Origin of the sequence: Rhodoferax sp. WC2427 (genome assembly GCF_040822085.1) — a bacterium.
Lineage (GTDB): Bacteria > Pseudomonadota > Gammaproteobacteria > Burkholderiales > Burkholderiaceae_C > Rhodoferax_B.
In genome coordinates this window covers 1,345,922-1,366,894 of record NZ_CP162006.1, presented here as the reverse complement: position 1 = coordinate 1,366,894, position 20,973 = coordinate 1,345,922, and the positions used below count along the sequence as shown (strand labels likewise).

The 20,973-nt window shown below is 65.3% G+C and carries 18 protein-coding genes and 1 tRNA gene; 6 read left to right on the top strand and 13 right to left on the bottom strand.

The features are described 5' to 3' along the window. Positions 1-106: 106 nt before the first annotated feature. The 3 genes from AB3G31_RS06545 to AB3G31_RS06535 all read right to left on the bottom strand — a co-directional run bounded on the left by AB3G31_RS06545 (position 107) and on the right by AB3G31_RS06535 (position 2,896). Entirely contained in the window at positions 107-889 is a 783-nt protein-coding gene (locus tag AB3G31_RS06545; protein WP_367849383.1) for an SDR family NAD(P)-dependent oxidoreductase, read from the bottom strand. Positions 890-1,076: 187 nt separating this feature from the next. Next, positions 1,077-1,856 (bottom strand): ParA family protein, encoded by a 780-nt coding sequence (locus AB3G31_RS06540; protein ID WP_367849382.1) that lies wholly within the window; start codon positions 1,854-1,856, stop codon positions 1,077-1,079. A 143-nt stretch (positions 1,857-1,999) separates the two neighbouring features. Further along, complete coding sequence (locus AB3G31_RS06535) at positions 2,000-2,896, bottom strand: LysR family transcriptional regulator (protein ID WP_367849381.1); 897 nt, start codon at positions 2,894-2,896, stop codon at positions 2,000-2,002. Between the two features lie 127 nt (positions 2,897-3,023). On the opposite strand from AB3G31_RS06535, the gene AB3G31_RS06530 reads away from it, so the two are divergent. Further along, positions 3,024-4,421 (top strand): MFS transporter, encoded by a 1,398-nt coding sequence (locus AB3G31_RS06530; RefSeq protein WP_367849380.1) that lies wholly within the window; start codon positions 3,024-3,026, stop codon positions 4,419-4,421. Positions 4,422-4,437: 16 nt separating this feature from the next. Here AB3G31_RS06530 and AB3G31_RS06525 read toward each other — a convergent pair. The 10 genes from AB3G31_RS06525 to ppsA all read right to left on the bottom strand — a co-directional run bounded on the left by AB3G31_RS06525 (position 4,438) and on the right by ppsA (position 14,758). Further along, a tRNA-Ser gene (locus AB3G31_RS06525) sits at positions 4,438-4,525 on the bottom strand. A gap of 49 nt (positions 4,526-4,574) precedes the next feature. Next, entirely contained in the window at positions 4,575-5,894 is a 1,320-nt protein-coding gene (gene serS, locus AB3G31_RS06520; protein ID WP_367849379.1) for a serine--tRNA ligase, read from the bottom strand. A 15-nt stretch (positions 5,895-5,909) separates the two neighbouring features. Further along, complete coding sequence (locus AB3G31_RS06515) at positions 5,910-6,848, bottom strand: threonine/serine dehydratase (protein WP_367849378.1); 939 nt, start codon at positions 6,846-6,848, stop codon at positions 5,910-5,912. 2 nt (positions 6,849-6,850) lie between these two features. Then, positions 6,851-8,269 (bottom strand): replicative DNA helicase, encoded by a 1,419-nt coding sequence (gene dnaB, locus AB3G31_RS06510; RefSeq protein WP_315187286.1) that lies wholly within the window; start codon positions 8,267-8,269, stop codon positions 6,851-6,853. A gap of 174 nt (positions 8,270-8,443) precedes the next feature. Then, complete coding sequence (gene rplI / locus AB3G31_RS06505) at positions 8,444-8,896, bottom strand: 50S ribosomal protein L9 (RefSeq protein WP_315187289.1); 453 nt, start codon at positions 8,894-8,896, stop codon at positions 8,444-8,446. 12 nt (positions 8,897-8,908) lie between these two features. Next, positions 8,909-9,193: a 30S ribosomal protein S18 gene (rpsR, locus tag AB3G31_RS06500; protein WP_092761761.1), complete on the bottom strand. Its 285-nt coding sequence runs from the start codon at positions 9,191-9,193 to the stop codon at positions 8,909-8,911. A gap of 14 nt (positions 9,194-9,207) precedes the next feature. After that, on the bottom strand, positions 9,208-9,495 hold the full coding sequence (gene priB, locus AB3G31_RS06495) for a primosomal replication protein N (RefSeq protein ID WP_295953938.1): 288 nt from the start codon (positions 9,493-9,495) through the stop codon (positions 9,208-9,210). Between the two features lie 31 nt (positions 9,496-9,526). Then, positions 9,527-9,895: a 30S ribosomal protein S6 gene (gene rpsF / locus AB3G31_RS06490; protein ID WP_295953935.1), complete on the bottom strand. Its 369-nt coding sequence runs from the start codon at positions 9,893-9,895 to the stop codon at positions 9,527-9,529. Between the two features lie 67 nt (positions 9,896-9,962). Further along, positions 9,963-12,212, bottom strand: coding sequence for a VC_2705 family sodium/solute symporter (locus tag AB3G31_RS06485; protein ID WP_367850302.1), 2,250 nt, complete (start codon positions 12,210-12,212; stop codon positions 9,963-9,965). Positions 12,213-12,367: 155 nt separating this feature from the next. Continuing rightward, the gene (gene ppsA / locus AB3G31_RS06480) at positions 12,368-14,758 is read right to left on the bottom strand and encodes a phosphoenolpyruvate synthase (RefSeq protein WP_367849377.1); all 2,391 of its coding nucleotides are present in this window, start codon (positions 14,756-14,758) and stop codon (positions 12,368-12,370) included. 396 nt (positions 14,759-15,154) lie between these two features. Between ppsA and AB3G31_RS06475 the strand changes: the two genes are divergently transcribed. The 5 genes from AB3G31_RS06475 (at position 15,155) to AB3G31_RS06455 (ending at position 20,851) form a co-directional block, all read left to right on the top strand. Next, entirely contained in the window at positions 15,155-15,766 is a 612-nt protein-coding gene (locus tag AB3G31_RS06475; RefSeq protein WP_367849376.1) for a HupE/UreJ family protein, read from the top strand. Then, the gene (locus AB3G31_RS06470; protein ID WP_367849375.1) at positions 15,763-16,368 is read left to right on the top strand and encodes a HupE/UreJ family protein; all 606 of its coding nucleotides are present in this window, start codon (positions 15,763-15,765) and stop codon (positions 16,366-16,368) included. The genes AB3G31_RS06475 and AB3G31_RS06470 overlap by 4 nt, the downstream gene beginning before the upstream one ends. A 52-nt stretch (positions 16,369-16,420) precedes the next feature. Beyond that, the gene (gene chrA, locus AB3G31_RS06465) at positions 16,421-17,761 is read left to right on the top strand and encodes a chromate efflux transporter (RefSeq protein ID WP_367849374.1); all 1,341 of its coding nucleotides are present in this window, start codon (positions 16,421-16,423) and stop codon (positions 17,759-17,761) included. Between the two features lie 120 nt (positions 17,762-17,881). Beyond that, complete coding sequence (locus AB3G31_RS06460) at positions 17,882-18,310, top strand: universal stress protein (protein WP_367849373.1); 429 nt, start codon at positions 17,882-17,884, stop codon at positions 18,308-18,310. Positions 18,311-18,322: 12 nt separating this feature from the next. Continuing rightward, positions 18,323-20,851, top strand: a complete 2,529-nt coding sequence (locus AB3G31_RS06455) for a cation-translocating P-type ATPase (protein WP_367849372.1) — start codon at positions 18,323-18,325, stop codon at positions 20,849-20,851. Positions 20,852-20,973: the final 122 nt, after the last annotated feature.

Here is a 20,973-nt window from a genome sequence, read left to right as displayed (position 1 = left end):
TAGTGGTTTTAAGGCCATTTTTCAGGCATTAAATCAGCCCCTATCGCTTATGCATTGAGCGTGAGCAGCTATCAAAAACTACATCAAAAAATGTAGCGATGTGCCTTCACGCCCAACCCGCGTCCACCTTGAACTCTTGCGCGGTGCACATCGCGCCGTCGTCCGAGGCCAGAAACAGCACCATGCGGGCGATGTCATGGCCGCGCAGCTTGTCGGGCAGGCACTGGGTGCGCTGCAGTTCGGCCTCGCTCTCGGTGTTCAGCCACAGCGCAATCTGCCGCTCGGTCATCACCCAGCCGGGCGACACGGTGTTGATGCGGATGCGGTCCGCGCCCAGGCTCTTGGCCAGCCCGCGCGTCAGCCCGTTGACCGACGACTTGGCAATCGCGTAGCAGGGGTAGCCCGTGCCCTTGGTCTGCCAGCCGGTGGATCCCAGGTTGATGATGGAGCCGCCGCCCCGGCGCTGCATGCCCGGCACCACCGCCTGGATGGCAAAAAACGCTGGCCGCTCGTTGATGGCCATGCGCTGGTCGTAGTACGCGGGGGTGACGGACTCCAGCGTGTGCCGGTCGTCGCTGGCCACGTTGTTCACCAGCACCGCAAAGTCACCCAGAGCGCTGGCCGCGTCGGCCATGGCAGTCTGCAGTGCCGCAATGTCGCGCACATCGCAGGTGCGCCACCACGGCGCAGGGAAACCAGCCTCTACCAGCTCCTGCGCCAGTGCCTGGCTGGCGGATTCGGCCACGTCCACAAAGGCCACGCGTGCGCCCTGCTGCACAAACGCCGACACCATGGCCGCGCCAATGCCGCTGCCGCCGCCGGTAATAAAAACAGCCTGCTCGCGCAGGCTGGGGTAGGTGGAGCTTAGATTCGATGCGCTTTGTGCCATTGCAATAGTGATATCAGTTATAACAAAATAGAAATTATTTTGCTATGGACTATGCCTTGCGCAGCCGGTACGCGTCAAGCACAGACTGCTACCACCCATCTGCAATTTAAAGGAAACAGGCCGCCTGCGCTGATGGCATCAGCGTGAGCAGCTACCAAATCAGTAGCAAATGAATTTACGCCGCCAATTACACGACCCGTAAGCCCTGCACCACGTCGTGCAGCGCCACAAAGGCCTGCGTCAGCTTGTGCTGCGGGTCCAGGTAGACCATGGGCAAGGACTGCTCGTGCGATTCGCGGATCTTCACCGACGAGGGCAAATACGGCTGCAGCACCGGCAGGCCCTCGGCCACCAGCTCGCCCACCATGCGCTGGGGCAGGTTGGCGCGCGGCTGGAACTGGTTCACCACAATGCCGTCCACCACCAGGCCGGGGTTGTGGTCGGCGCGGATCTCGGCCACGTTGTCCAGCAGGGTGTAGAGCGCCTTGCGGGCAAACTCGTCGCAGTCGAACGGGATCAGGCAGGCCCGCGCACCGATCAGCGCCGAGCGGGTGTAGAAGTTCAGCGCCGGTGGCGTGTCGATGTAGATGCGGTCGTAGCCCGCCGCCAGCAGCTGCAGGGCCTCGCGCAGCTTGTACAGCTTGTGGCGCGACTCCAGCTTGCTCTCCAGCTCGCCCAGCAGCGGGCTGGACGGCATCAGGTGCAGGTTCTCGTGCGGCGTGGTGACGACGAAGTCGGTGGGCAGCACGGTGCGCAGGCTGTAGCTCAGGCAGTGCTCATAAAACCCGGCCACCGTGGGCTGGTCGTCCCGGGCCTGCGCGCCCAGCAGGTAGCTGCTGGAGTTGCCCTGCGGGTCCAGATCGATCACCAGCGTGCGCAGCCCCTGGCTGGCGCTGATAGCGGCCAAATTGCAGGTGATGGTGGACTTGCCCACCCCACCCTTCTGGTTGAAAACGACAAGCGGCATGGCACATTCCTTATGGAGGACGACAAGGTTACATAGGACTTACGCAGCGCCCCTGTATCGCCCTTCGGGCTTACAGGGGGAACTTGCGTAAGTCCAGTTACAAAAACAATCGCATATTGTCGGCCCTGGAGGACAAGCATTCTTCAGTCCGTCGCCACACAGACCTCGCGCACGCAGGTGCGCAGCCAGCGCTGCGCCGGGTCGGCCTCCAGCCGGGGGTGCCAGAGCATGGACACGGTGAACACCGGCGTGGCCACCGGCAGGTCAAAGCTGTGCATGCCGGCACGCAGCACCCCGGTGTGCCGCCCGGGCACGCTGGCCACCAGGTCGGTAGCCCGGGCCAGCGCCAGGGCGGTCGAAAAGCCGCCGACGATCGTGACGATGTCGCGCTGCAGCCCCAGCGGCTCCAGCGCTTCGTCAATTCCCCCTTTGAACAGCCCGCGCCGCGACACGCTGATGTGCTGCCCGGCGGCATAGCGGGCGGGCGTGATCTCGCCTTCGCTCAGCGCGTGCCCCGCGCGCACCACGCCGATGAAACGGTCGCGGAACAAGGCCTGGGTGCGCAGCTCGGGCGCGGCGCCGCTGCCCACGACGCCGATTTCCAGGTCCACCGCCCCCTCGCGCAGGGGCGCACTGTCTTTGTCGGGCTTTTGCACAAAGCACAGCCGCACTCCAGGCGCCTCTGCGCCCATCCGGGCGATGAGGCCGGGGCCGAAGCACTCCACAAAGCCTTCGCTGGTGCGCAAGGTGAAAGTCCGCACCAGGTGCGCGGGCTGCAGCGCCTCGGTGGGGCGCAGCACCGCTTGTGCATCCTGCACCAGCTGGCGCACCTGTTCGCGCAGCTCCACCGCGCGGGGTGTGGGCACCAGGCCGCGTCCGGCCCGCACCAGCAGCGGGTCGCCGGTGGTCTCGCGCAGCCGCGCCAGCGCCCGGCTCATGGCCGACGGGCTCAGGCGCAGGCGGCGGGCGGCACGCGCCACGCTGCCTTCGGCCAGCAGCACGTCCAGCGTGACCAGCAGGTTGAAATCGGGGATTGCCATGCGTCCACGATAGCGCAGTTCGGGCCTGGCATGGCGTCTTGCGCACGCATACAGTGCAAACGCTGCGTCTTCCGCCATGCCGCGTAAAGGCCTACGCTCGCGGCTAGCTCCACAGAAAGACGCATCCATGTTTAAAAATCGCCAAATCCCCTGGGCCCTTGCCAGCCTGTCGCTGTCCATGCTGCTGTCCTCGCTGGGTACCAGCATCGCCAACGTGGCTCTGCCCACCCTGGCCCTGGCCTTCAACGCCTCGTTCCAGCAAGTCCAGTGGGTGGTGCTGGCCTATTTGCTGGCCATCACCACGCTGATCGTCAGCGTGGGGCGACTCGGCGACATCATTGGGCGGCGGCGGCTGTTGCTGGGCGGCATCGGGCTGTTCACCGCGGCCTCGGTGCTGTGCGCCGCCACACCGTCGCTGGCGCTGCTGCTGGCGGCGCGGGTGGCACAAGGCCTGGGTGCGGCCACCATGATGGCGCTGACCATGGCCTTTGTGGCCGAGACGGTGCCCAAGGCCCAGACCGGCAGCGCCATGGGCCTGCTGGGCACCATGTCCGCCGTGGGCACCGCACTCGGCCCCACGCTGAGCGGTGTGCTGATTGGCGGCTTCGGCTGGCAGGCCATCTTTTTGGTGAATCTGCCGCTGGGCATCCTGGCTTTTGTACTGGCACAGCGCTATTTGCCCGCCGATCGCCCAGGCCGCAGCACCGCCAAGTTTGACGCCATCGGCACGCTGCTGTTGGCGCTGAGCCTGGCAGCCTATGCGCTGGCGATGACGCTGGGGCGGGGCCACTTCGGCACGCTGAATATCGCGCTGTTGCTGGCCGCAGCCGCTGGCACCGGCCTGTTCGTGTTCAGCCAGACCCGCGTGGCCTCCCCCCTGGTCCAGCTGGCGGCCTTCCGCGACCCGGCGCTGGGCGCCAGCCTGGCCACCAACGTGCTGGTGGCCACGGTGGTCATGGCGACCTTTGTGGTGGGGCCGTTCTACCTGTCGCGGGCGCTGGGCCTGAGCGCGGCCACGGTGGGCCTGGTAATGGCCATCGGCCCGGCCATTTCCATCCTGGGCGGCGTGCTGTCAGGCCAGGTGGTAGACCGCTGGGGTGCGGCAGCGATGGTGGTCGCCGGGCTGGTGGCGATGGTGGCGGGCGCGGTGGCGCTGTCGGTGCTGCCCATGCTGTTCGGCGTGGTCGGCTATATCGCAGCCATCGCCATCCTGACCCCGGGTTACCAGCTGTTCCAGGCCGCCAACAACACCGCCGTGATGGTGGACGTGCCCGCCGACCAGCGCGGCGTGGTCTCCGGCCTGCTCAGCCTGTCGCGCAACCTGGGGCTGGTGACGGGTGCTTCGGTGATGGGGGCGGTGTTTGCCTTTGCGGCAGGCACGGCCGACATTGCCACGGCGCGCCCCGAGGCCGTAGCCACTGGCCTGCAGGCGACCTTCGCCCTCGCCGCCCTGCTGCTGGTGGCCGCCGTGGCCATCGCCGCAGCCAGCTCCCGTGGTGCAGAAACGAAAAAAGCGCCTGGTTAGGCGCTTTTCAAAATACTGGAGGAAGAGGTGGGATTCGAACCCACGGTACCTTGCGGTACGCCTGATTTCGAGTCAGGTACATTCGGCCACTCTGCCACTCTTCCAATTGCGGTTAGGCAACGCCCGCTATTCTAGCAGGCCAAAACGTGGCTTTTACGCCAGCGTCTCCAAACCGCGCAAATACGGGCGCAGCACTTCGGGCACGGTGACCGAGCCGTCGGCGTTTTGGTAGTTCTCCAGCACGGCCACCAGGGCGCGGCCCACGGCCAGGCCGGAGCCGTTCAGGGTGTGCAAAAACTCGCTCTTGCCCTGCGCGTTCTTGAACCGGGCCTGCAGGCGACGGGCCTGGAAGGCTTCGCAGTTGGACACCGAGCTGATCTCGCGGTAGGTGTTCTGGCCGGGCAGCCAGACTTCCAGGTCGTAGGTCTTGGCCGCGCCAAAGCCCATGTCGCCGGTGCACAGCGACATCACGCGGTACGGCAGGCCCAGCTGTTGCAGCACGGCTTCGGCGTGGCCGGTCATCTGCTCCAGCGTCTCGTAGCTCTGGTCAGGGTGGACGATTTGCACCATTTCCACCTTGTCGAACTGGTGCTGGCGGATCAGGCCGCGGGTGTCGCGTCCGGCGCTGCCGGCTTCGGAGCGGAAGCACGGGGTGTGGGCGGTGAGCTTGATGGGCAGGTCGGCCTCGGCCACGATGGTGTCGCGCACGAAATTGGTCAGCGGCACTTCGCTGGTGGGGATGAGGTAGAGCGCGCTGTGGTCGGGCATTTCCTCGCCGTCCTGGCCGCCCTTTTTGGCGGCGAACAGGTCACCTTCAAACTTGGGCAGTTGGCCGGTGCCGCGCATGGAGTCGGCGTTGACGATGTAGGGCACATAGCATTCGGTGTAGCCGTGCTCTACGGTCTGCAGGTCCAGCATGAACTGGGCGAGTGCGCGGTGCAGCTTGGCGATGGGGCCTTGCATCACGGTGAAGCGCGAGCCGGTGAGCTTGACCCCCATTTCAAAGTCCAGCCCCAGCGGCGCGCCCAGGTCCACGTGGTCTTTGGCTTCAAATTGCAGGGTGCCCGGGGCACGTTCGCTGGGGTTCCAGGTGCGCACCACTACGTTGGCGTGCTCGTCGTCGCCCACGGGCACGCTGGCGTGCGGCAGGTTGGGCACGGCCAGCAGCAGGGTTTGCAGCTCGGACTGGATCTGCTCCAGGCGCACGGCAGAACTTTCAAGCACATCCTTGATCGAGGCCACCTGGGCCATCAGGTCGTCTACGCCCTCGCCTTTGGCTTTGCGCTGGCCGATCTGCTTGCTGGCGCTGTTGCGCTGGGCCTGCAGGTCTTCGGTGCGGGTCTGGATGGTTTTGCGCTCCGATTCCAGGGCTTTGAACGCTTCGACGTTCAGAAACTGCTGGGGGTTTTTGCGCGTTTGCAGGCGGGCGACCACGGCATCGGGGTCTTTGCGGAGGGTGAGGATGTCAAGCATGGGGATATTCTAAATTCAGGCCAAAGTGGCCGGATCGACGTTGCCGCCGCACAAAATCAACGCGACTTTCTCGTCGGCACGGGGCCGGTAGGCACCGGTTTGCAGGGCTGCCAGGCCCAGGGCCGCGCCGGGTTCCACCGCCAGCCGCAGCTCTTTCCACAGCCAGCGCTGGGCCGCAAGAATGGCCTCGTCACTCAGCAGCAAAGCATCTTGCACATGGCGCTGGGTGACTTGCCAGCCCAGCTGTCCGATGCGTTGGGCCCCCAGCGAGTCGGCAGCGATGCCGCCCACGGCCACATCCACCGGCTCCCCGGCCTGGCGGGCGCTGTGCAGGGTGGATGCGCGTTCGGGCTCCAGCGCGACCACACGGCTGCGCTGTTCGAACCAGGCGGCAATGCCACCGATCAAGCCACCGCCGCCCACGCTGACCAGCACGCTGTCGGGCACACCGCCCTGGGCTTCGATCTCGGCAGCCAGTGTGCCCGCGCCCGCCAGCACTTCGGGCTGGTCATAGGCGTGGGTCAACAGCGCGCCGGTGGCCTGCTGGCGGGCCCGGCAGGCCTCAAAGGCCTGCGCGTAGGCAGCACCGGTGACGACCACCTCGGCCCCCAGGTCGCGCAGACGGGCCCGTTTGGCCTCAGGCGAACTGGTGGGCACAAACACCTCGCAGCGCACGCCCAGGGCCCGGGCCGCGGCGGCGGTGGCGATACCGGCGTTGCCACCCGAGGCGATGACCACGCCCGCTGCGGGGATGGGGTTGGCCAGCAGGCGGCTGAGCATGCCCCGCGCCTTAAAGCTGCCGCCGACCTGCAGATGTTCCAGCTTAAGCCAGACTTCTGCGCAGTCCACGCCCAGGTCCGCGCCTGAGAGCTTCCACAATGGAGTTTTACGTAAAAAGTGCCCCCCGTGCTTATCGAATAAGCGTAAGCAGCTATCAATATCAGAGCGATCCATGGTCAGTAATCTCCGCCGCTGCCGTAGCCGCTGGCCAGGCTTTCGAATTTGGTGATGTTGCGCAGGAAGGCCAGCTTGACGGTGCCGGTGGGGCCGTTTCGCTGCTTGGCGATGATGATCTCGGCCACGCCGGGTTCTTTGCACGCGTCCTTGGTGTAGTACTCGTCGCGGTAGATGAACATGATGATGTCGGCATCCTGCTCAATGGCGCCGGACTCGCGCAAATCGCTCATCATGGGGCGTTTGTCGGGGCGCTGCTCCACGCTGCGGTTGAGCTGCGACAGGGCAATCACCGGGCACTGCAGCTCGCGGGCCAGCATTTTCAAACCCCGGGAGATTTCGCCCAACTCAGTGGCGCGGTTGTCGCCGCTGCCGCCGCTGCCGGAGCCGCTCATCAGCTGCAGGTAATCGACCACGATCAGGCCCAGCTTGCCGCACTGGCGCGCCAGGCGGCGGGCGTTGGCGCGCAGCTCGCTGGGGGTGAGGCCGGGACTTTCGTCGATGTGCAGCGACACGGTGCGCAGCTTTTCCACCGCCTCGGCCAGGCGCGGCCATTCGTCGTCGGTAAGGTTGCCGGTGCGCAAATGGCCCTGGTCGATGCGGCCAATGGAGCCCACGATACGGATGGCCAGCTGCGAAGCACCCATTTCCATGGAGAACACCGCCACTGGCAGGCCTTCCTTGAGGGCCACGTGCTCGGCGATGTTGATGGCGAAGGCAGTCTTGCCCATGGATGGGCGGGCGGCCAGCACGATCATGTCGCCGGGCTGCAGGCCCGAGGTCATGCGGTCCAGGTCGTAGAAGCCGGTGGGCACGCCGGTTACGTCGTTCTGGTTGTCGGCCATCTCCTGGACGCGGTCCAGCAGATCGACCACCAGGGTTTCCATGGCCTGGAAGCCCTGCTTGTTGCGCGCGCCCTCTTCGCCGATGTTGAAGATCTTTTGCTCGGCCTCGTCCAGGATCTTGTCTACCGGGCGGCCCTGGGTGTTGAAGGCGTTGGTGGCGATCTCGTCGCTGGCGGTGACCAGTTTGCGCAGAATGCCCCGCTCGCGCACGATTTCGGCGTAGCGGCGGATGTTGCTGGCGCTGGGCACGTACTGGGCCAGCGAGTTCAGGTAGGCCAGGCCGCCCACCTCTTCTGACTTGCCAATGCTTTGCAGCCGCTCGAACACCGTGATCACGTCGGCCGGTTTGCTGGCGTTGACCAGCTCGCGCACGGCGGCAAAGATCAGCCGGTGCTCGTAGCGGTAGAAGTCATCGTCCTTGAGCAGGTCGCCCACACGGTCCCAGGCGTTGTTGTCCAGCAGCAGGCCGCCCAGCACACTGGATTCGGCCTCGATGGAGTGCGGGGGGATGCGCAGCTGCGCAATTTGGCGGTCCTGGCCATAGGAATCGTCCAGAGCGGGGAAAACGGCAGACATGGGGAGTAGGTTCCTAGGGTGAGGCTGGATGCTACGCGGCGGGCCCGGCAACGTCGAGGCACAAGTCTGGGGGCAACGCGTGGATAACTCCGGGACAACCCGGTATAACCCACGGCCCAATGTAAAAGGCCGCCAGGATTTGCACCCTGGCGGCCTCTTGCAGAGAAACGCTGATTAAGCGGTTTCGCCGTACACAGCTACGGTGATCTCAACGACCACGTCGGTGTGCAAAGCCACAGCAACGGTGTTGTCGCCGGTGGTCTTGATCATGCCGTTGGGCAGGCGGATCTGGGCTTTGGAGACTTTGTAGCCTTGCTTGCTCAGTTCTTCTGCGATGTCGGCATTGGTCACGGAGCCAAACAGGCGGCCGTCCACACCGGCTTTTTGCGTCAGCTTGATGGTCGAGCCAGCGAGCTTTTCGCCCATGACTTGCGACGCGCCCAGCTTGGCAGCAGCGGCTTTTTCGAGTTCGACGCGCTTGGCTTCGAATTCTTGCTTGGCCTTTTCGGTAGCGCGGCGGGCACGACCGGTGGGGATCAAGAAGTTACGGGCGTAGCCGTCTTTGACCTTGACGATGTCGCCGAGGTTGCCAAGGTTCAAAACCTTGTCGAGCAGGATGATTTGCATGTTCGTACTTCCTTAGATGCGGTGCTGGTCGCTGTACGGCAGCATGGCGAGGAAACGCGCACGCTTGATAGCGGTGTTGAGCTGGCGCTGGAAAATGGCGCGCGTGCCGGTCAGGCGTGCGGGGATGATCTTGCCGTTTTCAGCGATGAAATCGCGCAGCGTGTCGATGTCTTTGTAGTCGATCTGTTCCACACCGGTCACGGTGAAGCGGCAAAAGCGCTTGCGCTTGAACAGCAGGGACTGGGTATTGCGCTTGGGGCGCTTGTCTTTGTTATTGAAACGTTTTGGTCCGGCCATGATGGACTCCTGATTTAATCTGTTTGAAAATCTTGAATATGAAGTACGGGGTTCTTGCCCAGTCGGGGGGAGGCCAAAAAACCGGTGAATTGCCAGACGCTGCCCAAGGGCTGCTGCTGGATTCGCTCGGCGATTGCGCCAAAGGCGATAGCCTTAACGGCTGCTTTGATTTGCCTGATGTGGCCTGCTTGTTCCAGACTGGACTCGTGTTCGAGCACCATATCCAGGGCGGGCAGTCCGGCGGGCGTGTAGCGCAGGTTTTTAACTTCTGCAAGACAGGCCGTCAAAACAACGTGGTTCACTCCGTGTGGGAACTCCGTTCAGCAAGCCACCTTAGTGGGCTGCGTACTCGGCTTGCTGGGTCTTGCGCGCTTCTTCGCGCTCGACAGTCTTCATCATCGACGAAGGGCCGGTTTCAGCCTTCTTCATCACCACGGTCAGGTGGCGCAGCACGGCATCGTTGAACTTGAACGCGTGTTCCAGTTCAGCCATGATGGCTTGGTCGGCTTCGATGTTGACGCACAGGTAGTGGGCCTTGGCCAGCTTGTTGATCAGGTACACCAGTTGACGGCGGCCCCAGTCTTCCACGCGGTGGATCTTGCCGCCGCCGGCAACGATCATGCCTTTGTAGCGCTCCAGCATGGCTGGAACCTGTTCGCTCTGATCCGGGTGGATCATCAAAATGATTTCGTAATGACGCATATTTCTCCTTAGGGATGTGAAGCCACCCACTGCGTCTGTAGTGGTGTAGCAAGGGCAAAGCCAATGATTATAGCCCGCGTTCTGGCACCAGTACAGGCTCGGGCTGCAAAAGACTCACCAGCCACACCACCAGCGCGCCTGCAGGCAGGCCAAACACCCCGGCAGAAATCGGCTGGATGCCCCACCACAGGCCCGACCCGCCCCAGCCCAGCCAGCCCCGCACCAAGGGCACGTTGACCAGCATGTACCACAGCGTCACGCCCAGCCCGGTGAGCATGCCCGCCACGGCGGCCCGGCGCGTGGTGCGCTGCCAGAACAGGCCCGCCACCATGGCCGGGAAAAAGGCCGCCGCCGCCAGCGAGAACGAGGCCGACACCAGTGCCAGAATGTCGGCCGGCTTTTGCGCCGCCACATAGGCCGCCGCCAGGGCCAGCAGCAGCAACGCGAATTTGGACAGCAGCACCCGCACCATCGGGTCGGCTTTGTCCCGCGCACCGCGAAAGTACAGGTCGTGGGCCAGCGCGTTGCCCATGGTCAGCAGCAGCCCATCGGCCGTGGACAAGGCCGCCGCCAAGCCCCCCGCCGCCACCAGCCCCGACACCACATAGGGCAAGCCGCCCAACTCTGGCGTGGCCAGCATCACCAGATCGGCCCCCAGACGCAACTCGGCAAACTGCAAAATGTGGTCGCCATTCACATCTGTCACCTGCAGCAGCGACGGATCCACCTGCGCCCATTGCGCGATCCAGGTGGGCAGTTTGTCGAAGCTTTGGCCCACCAGTTGGCTCATCACCTCGAACTTGACCAACACCGCCAGTGCGGGCGCGGCCAGGTACAGCAGGGCAATAAAAAACAGCGACCACGCCACCGAACTGCGGGCCTCCGCCACCGAGGGCGTGGTGTAGTAGCGTGTGAGCAAATGCGGCAGTGCGGCGGTGCCGGTCATCAGGCAAAAAATCAGGGCTAAAAAGTTCAACCGGGAGCTGTTGAAGCTATCGCGCTCGGCGGCGGTGCCGTCGGGCTTGCCGTTAAAAACCTGGGCGTGGGGCGACATGCCCGCCAGCGGCTGGGCGCGCTCCAGGTTGTCCTGCCGGGCGTGGCTCCAGAGTTCGCGCGCGGTGGCCTCGTCCTTGGGCAAAGCGGCCAGTTCACGCCCGGCCTTGCGCACCAGGGACGGGTCGGCCCGCTCGGCCTGGAGCTGGCGCAGCCGGGCCTGCGCAGCGGCACGCTCCAGCACCAGGGTGCGGGGCACGTCCTCCAGCATGTTGCCAAAATGGGCGGCACGCTGGGCGTAAATGGCCTGTACTTCGCGCTCGGAAGGCGACTCGATGAGTTGCTGCTCCAGTGCTGCAATCTTCGGCAACTGCTGGCCGTATTCCAGCGGGGCCAGCGGGTTGCCGAGCTGCTTGTACGCCAGCCAGGACACCGGAATCAAAAATGCCAGGATCAAAATTACGTACTGCGCCACCTGCGTCCAGGTCACCGCCCGCATACCGCCCAGAAAAGAGCACACCAGCACCCCACCCAGCCCCAGCAGAATGCCGATCTCGAACTGCACCCCGGTCAGGCGCGAGGTGATCAACCCCACCGCGTAAATCTGCGCCACCACGTAGGTGAAAGAGCACAGCACCGCCGCCCCGGCAGCAATCCAGCGCGGCCAGCGGCCACCATAGCGCACACCAAAAAAATCGGGCACGGTGTAGAGCTGCATGCGGCGCAGGCGTGGCGCAATCAGCAGCCCCACCAGGCAAAAGCCGCCGGTCCAACCCATGATGTAGGCCAGCCCACCCGGCTGGCCGTTGGAGCCGGAAAACCCGTTCAGGTACAAGCCCCCGGCCAGGCTGATGAAAGATGCCGCGCTCATCCAGTCGGCCGCCGTGGCCATGCCGTTGTAGATGGGCGGAATGCGCCGCCCGGCCACGTAGTATTCGGCCGGGTCGGAGGTGCGGCAGTAGATGCCGATGCTGGCGTACAGCCCAAAGGTGGCAAACAAAAAGATGCCCCCGATCCAGTAGCGCGACATGCCCCGGCTTTCGGCCCAGGCCATCAGCCCCAGAAACGCCAGCAGGCACACCACGTACAGCCCAAAATTACGGTGCAGACGGCGCCGCGACGGCAACACCTGGCCAGGCTCGGCATCCGCGCCGTCGTGGCGGCGGCGCCAGGCATACACCACCACGATCAGCAAGTAGCACAGCACCACGCCCTGGGCGCAAAACCAGTAGTTCAGCGGCCAGCCCGCCACCACCCAGGTCAGGTCCCTCGCAAAAAACACCACGCCAAACGACAGCAACGCCCACAGCAGCAGCAGCAGCATGCGCAGGCGGGTAAAGGTGGGAGTGGTGACAGAGGGAGGGGCAAACACAGTGGGTCAGTCATAAAAAAAGAAAACCCCGGGGGCCGAAGCCCACAGGGTTTTCCATCCTAGCCCAGTTGGGCGAAGGGGCGTATCCGCAACAGCCCTAGCCTGGCTTAGCCTGCGAGTTGCTTCCAGGTCGCCACCACGCTGTCCGGGTTCAGCGAAATCGACTCGATGCCCTGGTCGGCCAGCCACTGGGCGAAGTCGGGGTGGTCGCTGGGGCCCTGGCCGCAGATGCCGACGTACTTGCCCTGCGCCTTGCAGGCCGCGATGGCGCGGCTCAACAGGGCCTTGACGGCAGGGTCGCGCTCGTCGAAGTCGGCAGCCAGCAGCTCCAGGCCGGAATCGCGGTCCAGGCCCAGGGTGAGCTGGGTCAGGTCGTTGGAGCCGATGGAGAAGCCGTCGAAGTACTGCAGGAACTCATCGGCCAGGATGGCGTTGCTCGGCACTTCGCACATCATGATGATCTTCAGGCCATCCTGGCCACGCTGCAGGCCGTGCTGGGCCAGCAACTGGGTGACCTTTTCGGCCTGGCCCAGGGTGCGCACGAACGGCACCATGACCTGCACATTGGTCAGGCCCATATCCAGGCGCACGCGGCGCAATGCCGCGCATTCCATGGCAAAGGCTTCACCAAAGTCGGCGCTGATGTAGCGCGCCGCACCGCGGAAGCCCAGCATGGGGTTTTCTTCTTCGGGCTCGTAGCGGCTGCCGCCGATCAGCTTGCGGTACTCATTGGACTTGAAGTCCGACAGGCGCACGATGACCGGTTTGGGCCAGAACGCGGCGGCGATGGTGGCCACACCCTCGGTGACCTTGTCGACGTAGAAGGCACGCGGCGAAGCGTGGCCGCGGGCTACCGACTCGACTGCCTTTTTCAGGTCGTTGTCGATGTTCGGGTAGTCCAGGATGGCCTTGGGGTGCACGCCGATGTTGTTGTTGATGATGAACTCCAGCCGGGCCAGGCCCACGCCCTGGTTGGGCAACTGGCAGAAGTCAAACGCCAGCTGGGGGTTGCCCACGTTCATCATGATCTTGGTCTTGATCTCGGGCATGGTGCCGCGCGAGACCTCGGTGACCTCGGTTTCCAGCAGGCCGTCGTAGATGAAGCCGGTGTCGCCCTCCGAGCAGCTCACCGTCACCAGGGTGCCGGTCTTGAGCTTTTCGGTGGCATCGCCGCAGCCCACCACGGCGGGAATGCCGAGTTCGCGGGCAATGATGGCGGCGTGGCAGGTGCGGCCACCCCGGTTGGTGACGATGGCGCTGGCGCGTTTCATCACCGGCTCCCAGTTGGGGTCGGTCATGTCGGTGACCAGCACGTCACCGGGCTGCACTTCGTCCATCTGGCTGATGTTGTGCACAAAGCGCACCGGGCCCGTACCGATCTTTTGGCCAATGGCGCGGCCTTCGGCCAGCACATTGCTCTTGCCCTTGAGCTTGTAGCGCAACTCGGCCTTGCCCTGCTGCTGGCTCTTCACGGTCTCAGGCCGGGCCTGCAGGATGTAGAGCAGGCCGTCGGTGCCGTCCTTGCCCCACTCGATGTCCATGGGGCGGCCATAGTGCTCTTCGATCACCAGCGCGTAGTGGGCCAGTTGCTCCACGTCGGCATCGGTCAGCGAATAGCGGTTGCGCTGCTCGGTGGGTACGTCGGTGGTTTTGACGAGTTGGCCGGTGGCGGCTTTTTCGGCCGGGGTGGTGAACTCCATCTGCACCATCTTGCTGCCGAGGTTGCGGCGGATGACGGCTTTTTTGCCCGCCTTGAGCATGGGCTTGTGCACATAGAACTCGTCGGGGTTCACCGCGCCCTGCACCACCGTCTCGCCCAGGCCGTAGCTGCTGGTGATGAACACCACCTGGTCAAAGCCGGACTCGGTGTCGATGGTGAACATCACACCCGCCGCACCCAGATCGGAGCGCACCATGCGTTGCACACCCGCGCTCAGGGCCACGATGTCGTGGGCGAAGCCCTTGTGCACGCGGTAGCTGATGGCGCGGTCGTTGTACAGGCTGGCAAACACTTCCTTCATCTTGTGCAGCACGGCTTCGATGCCGACCACGTTCAAGAAGGTCTCCTGCTGGCCCGCGAAGGAGGCGTCGGGCAAATCTTCGGCGGTGGCCGACGAGCGCACGGCAAACGATGCCTCGGGGTTGCCTGCGCTCAGGGCAGCGAAAGATTCGGTGATGGCGGCCTGCAGATCGGCGGGGAAAGGCTGGGCTTCGACCATGCCGCGGATCTCGGCACCGGCCACGGCCAGGGCACGCACGTCTTCGGTGTCCAGGCGGGCCAGCCGGGCGCTGATCTTGTCGGCCAGGCCGTCATGCGCCAGAAAGGCGCGGAACGCGTGGGCCGTGGTGGCAAAGCCGGTGGGCACGCGCACGCCCGTGGGCAGCTGTGAAATCATCTCGCCGAGGCTGGCGTTTTTGCCACCCACCGACTCGACGTCGTCCATTCTCAGTTGTTCAAAGGGTACGACCAGGGCGGTCGGGCTGAAGAGTGCAGACATAGGAAAGCTCCGAAGGTTAAAACCGGGTCTGCGCGCCATGGCCCTTGGGCGGGGGCGACGCTGTGCATGCCTGCCGTGCGACGGTGTTGGTGTTGTTCTGGGAAGCAACGGGGCATGGTTGGGAAACTGTGTGGGGGTCGAATGGAGACTCGAATGGCGCGATTGTAGAGAACTCGGCGCATTACATGCCACGAGTTACCACCGCGTTACGGAAATGCCACAAAAATGAAGCAAAAAAGGCAGCTGCCGCTCAAGCAGAGGGCATTTACTGCTACTATATTTATAGCAAATCGCCTTTTTGTAACATCGCTGGCATTTCACGCTACTGCTGAATCCAGCCGACGTTTTGCCGCGTAAATCGTACAGGCCATCCATTTCCAACACAGGAGTCGCTCTATGCACACCCGCTCCCCACGCACACGCTCCGCAGGATACAAAACCCTGCTGTTGGCGCTGGCGCTGGCCGCTCCCTGCCTGGCCCAAGCGCACTCGGAAACCGGTGCGGTGGGTGGTTTCATCAGCGGCTTTGTCCACCCCTTAAACGGCCTGGACCACATTGCGGCCATGGTGGCGGTGGGCATCTGGGGGGCATTTTTGGGGGCCCCGGCCATGTGGCTGCTGCCGGTGGTCTTTCCGCTGGTGATGGCGCTGGGTGGGGCCCTGGGCGTGCTGGGCGTGCCGCTGCCGGGGGTGGAAACCGGCATCGCTGTATCGGGCATCGTGCTGGGCGGCATGGTGCTCACCGCGGCCCGGCCACCGCTGTGGGTGGCCAGCCTGCTGGTGGCGATTTTTGCGGTGTTCCACGGCTATGCCCACGGCACCGAGCTGCCGCACGCGGCCAATGCCATCACCTACGCGGTGGGCTTCGTGCTGGCCACCGGGCTGTTGCACCTGGCGGGCATCGCGGTGGGACTGCTGGTCCGCTGGCGCTGGGGCCGGATGGTGGTGCGGGCCACGGGTGGGGTGATTGCGGCCACCGGCTTCGCGTTTTTATTCGGCATCTTGTGAGGCGGCCCCAAGCCTGGACGCTGCTGGGGCTGGCGCTGCCCGGCCTGGCGCACGCCCACAGCGCGGTAGCGGGCATGAACAGCTTTTACGCCGGGCTGCTGCATCCGCTGCTGACTTTGCCACACATGCTGGTGCTGCTGGGTCTAGGGATCTGGCTGGGCCAGCACCCGCCCCTGCGGCTGAAAGCCCCCATGCTGGCATTTGCCACCGGCTGCGCCGCCGCCCTGCTGCTGACCACGCGCATCGCGATGCCCCCGTCCAGCCAGACCGTGGTGGTGGCCGTGGCGCTGGGCTGCGGCATGCTGGTGGCGGCATCGGCCCGGCTGCCGACGGGGCTGCGCGCTGCCGTGGCGGCGGTGGCGGCCATCGCCGTGGCGCTGGATTCCGGTGTGGACGCAGGCCCCAGCGCCCTCGCCGCCCCACTCACCTTGCTCGGCACCTGGATCAGCACCACCGCGCTGGTGGCCAACATCGCCTACTACACCGCGCTGTGCCCAAAGCGCCAGTGGCTGCAGATCGCCCTGCGCATCGCCGGGTCGTGGATGGCGGCGGCCAGCCTACTGGTGCTGGCGTTTGCGTTGAAAGGCATGCCACTGGCCTGAATGGCTGCCAGGCTGGCACACTGCGGGCAGTGACACTTTGAAAGTACCACGCATGCCGCCTGTTTCCTTCACCGAAGCCCTGAAGTTCTGGTTCAAGCTGGGCTGCATCAGCTTTGGCGGCCCGGCCGGGCAGATTGCCATCATGCACCGCGAGCTGGTGGAGCAAAAGCATTGGATCAGCGAGCAGCGCTTTTTGCACGCCCTGAACTACTGCATGCTACTGCCCGGCCCCGAGGCACAGCAACTCGCCACCTACATCGGCTGGCTGCTGCACCGCACCTGGGGTGGGGTGGCGGCGGGCGCGCTGTTTGTGCTGCCGTCGTTGTTCATCCTGATCGGCCTGAGCTGGGTGTACGTGGCCTTTGGCGCCGTGCCCTGGGTGGCCGGGTTGTTGTACGGCATCAAGCCTGCGGTGGCGGCGCTGGTAGTGCAGGCGGTCCACCGCATCGGCAGTAAAACATTAAAGAAACCGGCCACAGCGCCCGTTCTATGGGCGATAGCAGCTACTAGTTTTATAGCATTGTACTTTTTTGCCGTGCCCTTTCCGGCCATCGTGCTGGGCGCCGCACTGGTCGGCTGGTGGGGGTCCAAAGTCGCACCGGCCCAGTTCAGCGGCAGCGGCGGCCACGGCGCAGCCAAAGCAGGCTTTGGTCCCGCGCTGATCGACGACGACACCCCCACCCCGCCCCACGCGCGCTTTCGCAAAATGCGCCTGCTCCAGGTGCTGGCCGTGGGCGCGGCGCTGTGGCTGCTGCCGATGGCCGCACTGGTCGCCAGTACCGGCTGGCACGGCACACTGGCCGCCATGGGCTGGTTTTTCACCAAGGCCGCCCTGCTGACCTTTGGCGGCGCCTACGCCGTGCTGCCCTATGTGTACCAGGGCGCGGTGGCGCAGTTTGGCTGGCTTACCGGCACCCAGATGATCGACGGCTTGGCCCTGGGCGAAACCACGCCCGGCCCGCTGATCATGGTGGTGGCCTTTGTGGGCTTTGTGGGCGGCTGGAGCAAGGCGGTGCTGGGGCCGGACGCGCTGTTTCTGGGCGCGGCGCTGGCCGCCACGGTGGTCACCTGGTTTACCTTTTTGCCGTCGTTCATCTTCATCCTGGCCGGGGGCCCGCTGGTGGAGAGCACGCACGGCAAGCTGCACTTCACCGCCCCGCTCACCGCCATCACCGCCGCCGTGGTGGGCGTGATTGCCAGTCTTGCTCTGTTTTTTATAGCTCATATCGCCTATCCGACAAGCGCTGGCGGCACTTTTCCTTCAAACCCGGACTGGGCAGCCTTGCTGCTGGCACTGGCCGCGGGCGTGGCCTTGATCCGCTATAAGGTGGGGGTGGTCCCGGTGATCGTGGTGTGCGCACTGGCGGGGTGGGCGCTCAAGTCTTTGGGGTAGTACCGCGTCCGTCACCCACACGCCATGGCCGCTGCGAATCCCCTGCTTGACATGTATCAACGCTACCCGGCGCAGATGCGCCACACTGTCGGGTCCGCATCATTTCCACAGGAGCCTTTGATGAAAATCCTTGTTGCCGTAGACGGTTCGAAGTTTGCCCTGCATGCCGTCAAGTACGCGGCCAAGCTGGTGGCGCAGTTGCAGCCGGGCAAGCACAGCATCACCCTGCTCAGCGTGCACGACGACACCGGACTCGGCCATGCCAAGGCCTTTGTGGGCAACGAAGTCGTGGCCGACTACCTGCGCGAAATCAGCGAAAAAGAGCTCAAACCCGCCCGCAAACTGCTCGACGCCGCAGGCATCCAGCACGACATGGTGGAACGCACTGGCCACGTGGCCAAAGAAATTCTGGAGTGCGCCAAGAAGGGCAAGTACGACCTGGTCGCGCTGGGCTCCAAAGGCCGCGGCGCCATTGCCGACCTGCTGATCGGCTCGGTGGCGCAGCGCGTGCTGGCGGCGGCAGAGCAGCCGGTGGTGCTGGTGAAATAAGCCGACCCCGGCATGGATGCCCCTGGTGGCCTGAGCCCCGCCGAAGCGCAGCAGCGCCTGGCGCACGACGGCCCCAACGCCCTGCCCGTATCCCAGCCGCGCAGCGTGCTGCGGCTGGTGGGCGACGTGGTGGCCGAGCCCATGTTTTTGCTGCTGGTGGCCTGCGGCGCGCTCTACCTGGTGCTGGGCGACCGGCAAGAGGCGCTGATGTTGCTGGGCTTTGTGTTGGTGGTGATGGGCATCACCTTCGTGCAGCAGCGCCGCACCGAGCGTTCGCTGGAAGCCCTGCGCGATCTGTCCAGCCCACTGGCGCAGGTGCTGCGCGGCGGCCAGACCCTGAAGATTTCCGCCCGTGATCTGGTGTGTGGCGACACCGTGCTGCTGGCCGAGGGCGACCGCGTGCCCGCCGACCTGGAGCTCACCCACACCGCCAACCTGGCGCTGGACGAATCGCTGCTCACCGGCGAATCGGTCCCGGTACAAAAGCAGGCGGGTGGTGCAGCGGCAGTGCAGGCCTTCTCCGGCACCCTCGTCACCCAAGGCACTGGGCAGGGCCGCGTGGTGGCCACCGGCGAGCGCAGCGCGCTGGGCCGCATTGGCCAATCGCTGCAAGGCATTGCCGCGGAAGTCACCCCCATCCAGGGCGAAACCAAGCGCGTCGTGAAAGCCGTGGCCCTGGTAGGGCTGGCCCTGGCCACCGCGCTGGCCCTGGCCTATGGGCTGCTGCGCGGCGACTGGCTGGGCGGGCTGCTGGCCGGGTTGACCCTGGCCATGGCCATCCTGCCCGAAGAGCTGCCGGTCATCCTGACCCTGTTTCTGGGCCTGGGCGCCTGGCGCCTGTCGCGCCAAAAGGTGCTGGCCCGCAGCATCCCCGCGGTAGAGTTGCTGGGTGCCACCACCGTGTTGTGCGTCGACAAAACCGGCACCCTCACCGCCAACCGCATGGCAGTACGGCGGCTATGGTCGGGCGACGCGTTGTATGACAGCGTGCAAGACGGTGCCACGCCTTTGGCCGAGGCGCTCCACGGCGTACTCGAATACGCCGTGCTGGCCAGCCACCGCCGCACCTTCGACCCGATGGAGGCCGCCATCGTCGGCGCGGGCGCCCAGCTGCTGGCCCGCACCGAGCACCTGCACGCCGACTGGACCCTAGTGGAAGACTACCCCCTGTCGCCCGCCATGTTGGCCATGTCGCGCGTCTGGCAGTCGCCCGACCAGCAGGCCTACATGATCGCCGCCAAGGGTGCGCCCGAGGCCATCGTCGACCTGTGCCACCTGCCCGCCGACCAGCACGCCCCCATCGCCCAGCAGGTAGCCGCCATGGCCGCCGACGGCCTGCGCGTGCTGGGCGTGGCCAGTGCCCGGTTTGCCGCCCCGCCGCTGCCGGGCAACCAGCACGACTTCGACTTCGTCTTTCTTGGCCTGGTGGGGCTGCAAGATCCGGTGCGCCCCGACGTGCCCCAGGCCATCGCCGCCTGCCAGGCCGCCGGTATCCGCGTGGTGATGATGACCGGCGACCACCCCGCCACCGCCCTGGCCATCGCCCGCCAGGCCGGGCTGGCCACCGACGCCCCGCCCCTGACCGGGCAGGAGCTGGCCGCGTTGGGCGACGCCGCCCTGCAAGAGCGCCTGGCCACCACCCAGGTGTTTTGCCGCGTGCAGCCCGAACACAAGCTGCGCCTGGTGCAGGCCTTCCGCGCCCGCGGCGACGTGGTGGCCATGACCGGCGACGGCGTGAACGACGCGCCCGCCCTCAAGGCCGCCCACATCGGCGTGGCCATGGGCGCGCGCGGCACCGAAGTGGCCCGCCAGGCCGCCGACCTGGTGCTGATGAACGACGACTTTGCCTCCATCGTCACGGCAGTGCGCTATGGCCGCCGCGTGTTTGCCAACCTGCGCAAGGCCATCGTGTTTGTGGTGGGCGTGCACGTGCCCATCGTTGGCCTGTCGCTGGTGCCGGTGCTGCTGGGTTGGCCCATGCTGCTGATGCCGGTGCACATCCTGTTTCTGCAGCTCATCATCGACCCGGCCTGCTCGGTGGTGTTCGAAGCCGAGCCCCTGGAAGCCGACGCCATGGCCGTGCCACCCCGCCCTGCCGATGCCCACCTGTTCGACCGCAGCGTGCTGGCCCGTGGCCTGTGGCAAGGCTGCGGCCTCCTGGCGCTGCTGCTGGGCGTGTACGCCGGGGCACGGGCGCTCAACCACTCCCACGATATGGCCCGCGCCCTGGTGTTCACCGTGCTGGTGCTGGCCAACCTGGGTCTGATCTACGCCAACCGCAGCTGGACCCGCCCGTCCTGGCGCAAAGGCACCGCCCGCAACCGCTACTTCGGCTGGATCACCGCTGCCACCGTGCTACTGCTGGGGTGCGTGCTGGGCGTCCCAGTCGTCAGCCGACTGTTTGCGTTCGAGCAGCCCACGCCGGGGATGCTGCTGGCCTGCGTGGGGCTGGCCGTGGTGGGGTTGTTGTGGTTTGAGGGGGTGAAGTGGGCGCTGGGGCGCAGGGGGGATGAGCCCCGGGTGGGGTCTACTCAAATTTGATAGCTACTTGCGCTTTATTGGCGGTCGTTAGGTGGCGATTTTCTCCAAGGATATTTGGAGATTGCCTTTGGGGGAGATTGCGCTGTTAGGATGCGTTTTAATAGAGGCTTTCGGCCACAACG

What these genes read in the sequence shown, in the direction of transcription:
- AB3G31_RS06545 (WP_367849383.1), bottom strand. Translation starts at nt 889, where the DNA reads ATGGCACAAAGCGCATCGAATCTAAGCTCCACCTACCCCAGCCTGCGC.
- AB3G31_RS06540 (WP_367849382.1), bottom strand. Translation starts at nt 1,856, where the DNA reads ATGCCGCTTGTCGTTTTCAACCAGAAGGGTGGGGTGGGCAAGTCCACC.
- AB3G31_RS06535 (WP_367849381.1), bottom strand. Translation starts at nt 2,896, where the DNA reads ATGGCAATCCCCGATTTCAACCTGCTGGTCACGCTGGACGTGCTGCTG.
- AB3G31_RS06530 (WP_367849380.1), top strand. Translation starts at nt 3,024, where the DNA reads ATGTTTAAAAATCGCCAAATCCCCTGGGCCCTTGCCAGCCTGTCGCTG.
- serS (WP_367849379.1), bottom strand. Translation starts at nt 5,894, where the DNA reads ATGCTTGACATCCTCACCCTCCGCAAAGACCCCGATGCCGTGGTCGCC.
- AB3G31_RS06515 (WP_367849378.1), bottom strand. Translation starts at nt 6,848, where the DNA reads ATGGATCGCTCTGATATTGATAGCTGCTTACGCTTATTCGATAAGCAC.
- dnaB (WP_315187286.1), bottom strand. Translation starts at nt 8,269, where the DNA reads ATGTCTGCCGTTTTCCCCGCTCTGGACGATTCCTATGGCCAGGACCGC.
- rplI (WP_315187289.1), bottom strand. Translation starts at nt 8,896, where the DNA reads ATGCAAATCATCCTGCTCGACAAGGTTTTGAACCTTGGCAACCTCGGC.
- rpsR (WP_092761761.1), bottom strand. Translation starts at nt 9,193, where the DNA reads ATGGCCGGACCAAAACGTTTCAATAACAAAGACAAGCGCCCCAAGCGC.
- rpsF (WP_295953935.1), bottom strand. Translation starts at nt 9,895, where the DNA reads ATGCGTCATTACGAAATCATTTTGATGATCCACCCGGATCAGAGCGAA.
- AB3G31_RS06485 (WP_367850302.1), bottom strand. Translation starts at nt 12,212, where the DNA reads ATGCTGCTGCTGCTGCTGTGGGCGTTGCTGTCGTTTGGCGTGGTGTTT.
- ppsA (WP_367849377.1), bottom strand. Translation starts at nt 14,758, where the DNA reads ATGTCTGCACTCTTCAGCCCGACCGCCCTGGTCGTACCCTTTGAACAA.
- AB3G31_RS06475 (WP_367849376.1), top strand. Translation starts at nt 15,155, where the DNA reads ATGCACACCCGCTCCCCACGCACACGCTCCGCAGGATACAAAACCCTG.
- chrA (WP_367849374.1), top strand. Translation starts at nt 16,421, where the DNA reads ATGCCGCCTGTTTCCTTCACCGAAGCCCTGAAGTTCTGGTTCAAGCTG.
- AB3G31_RS06460 (WP_367849373.1), top strand. Translation starts at nt 17,882, where the DNA reads ATGAAAATCCTTGTTGCCGTAGACGGTTCGAAGTTTGCCCTGCATGCC.
- AB3G31_RS06455 (WP_367849372.1), top strand. Translation starts at nt 18,323, where the DNA reads ATGGATGCCCCTGGTGGCCTGAGCCCCGCCGAAGCGCAGCAGCGCCTG.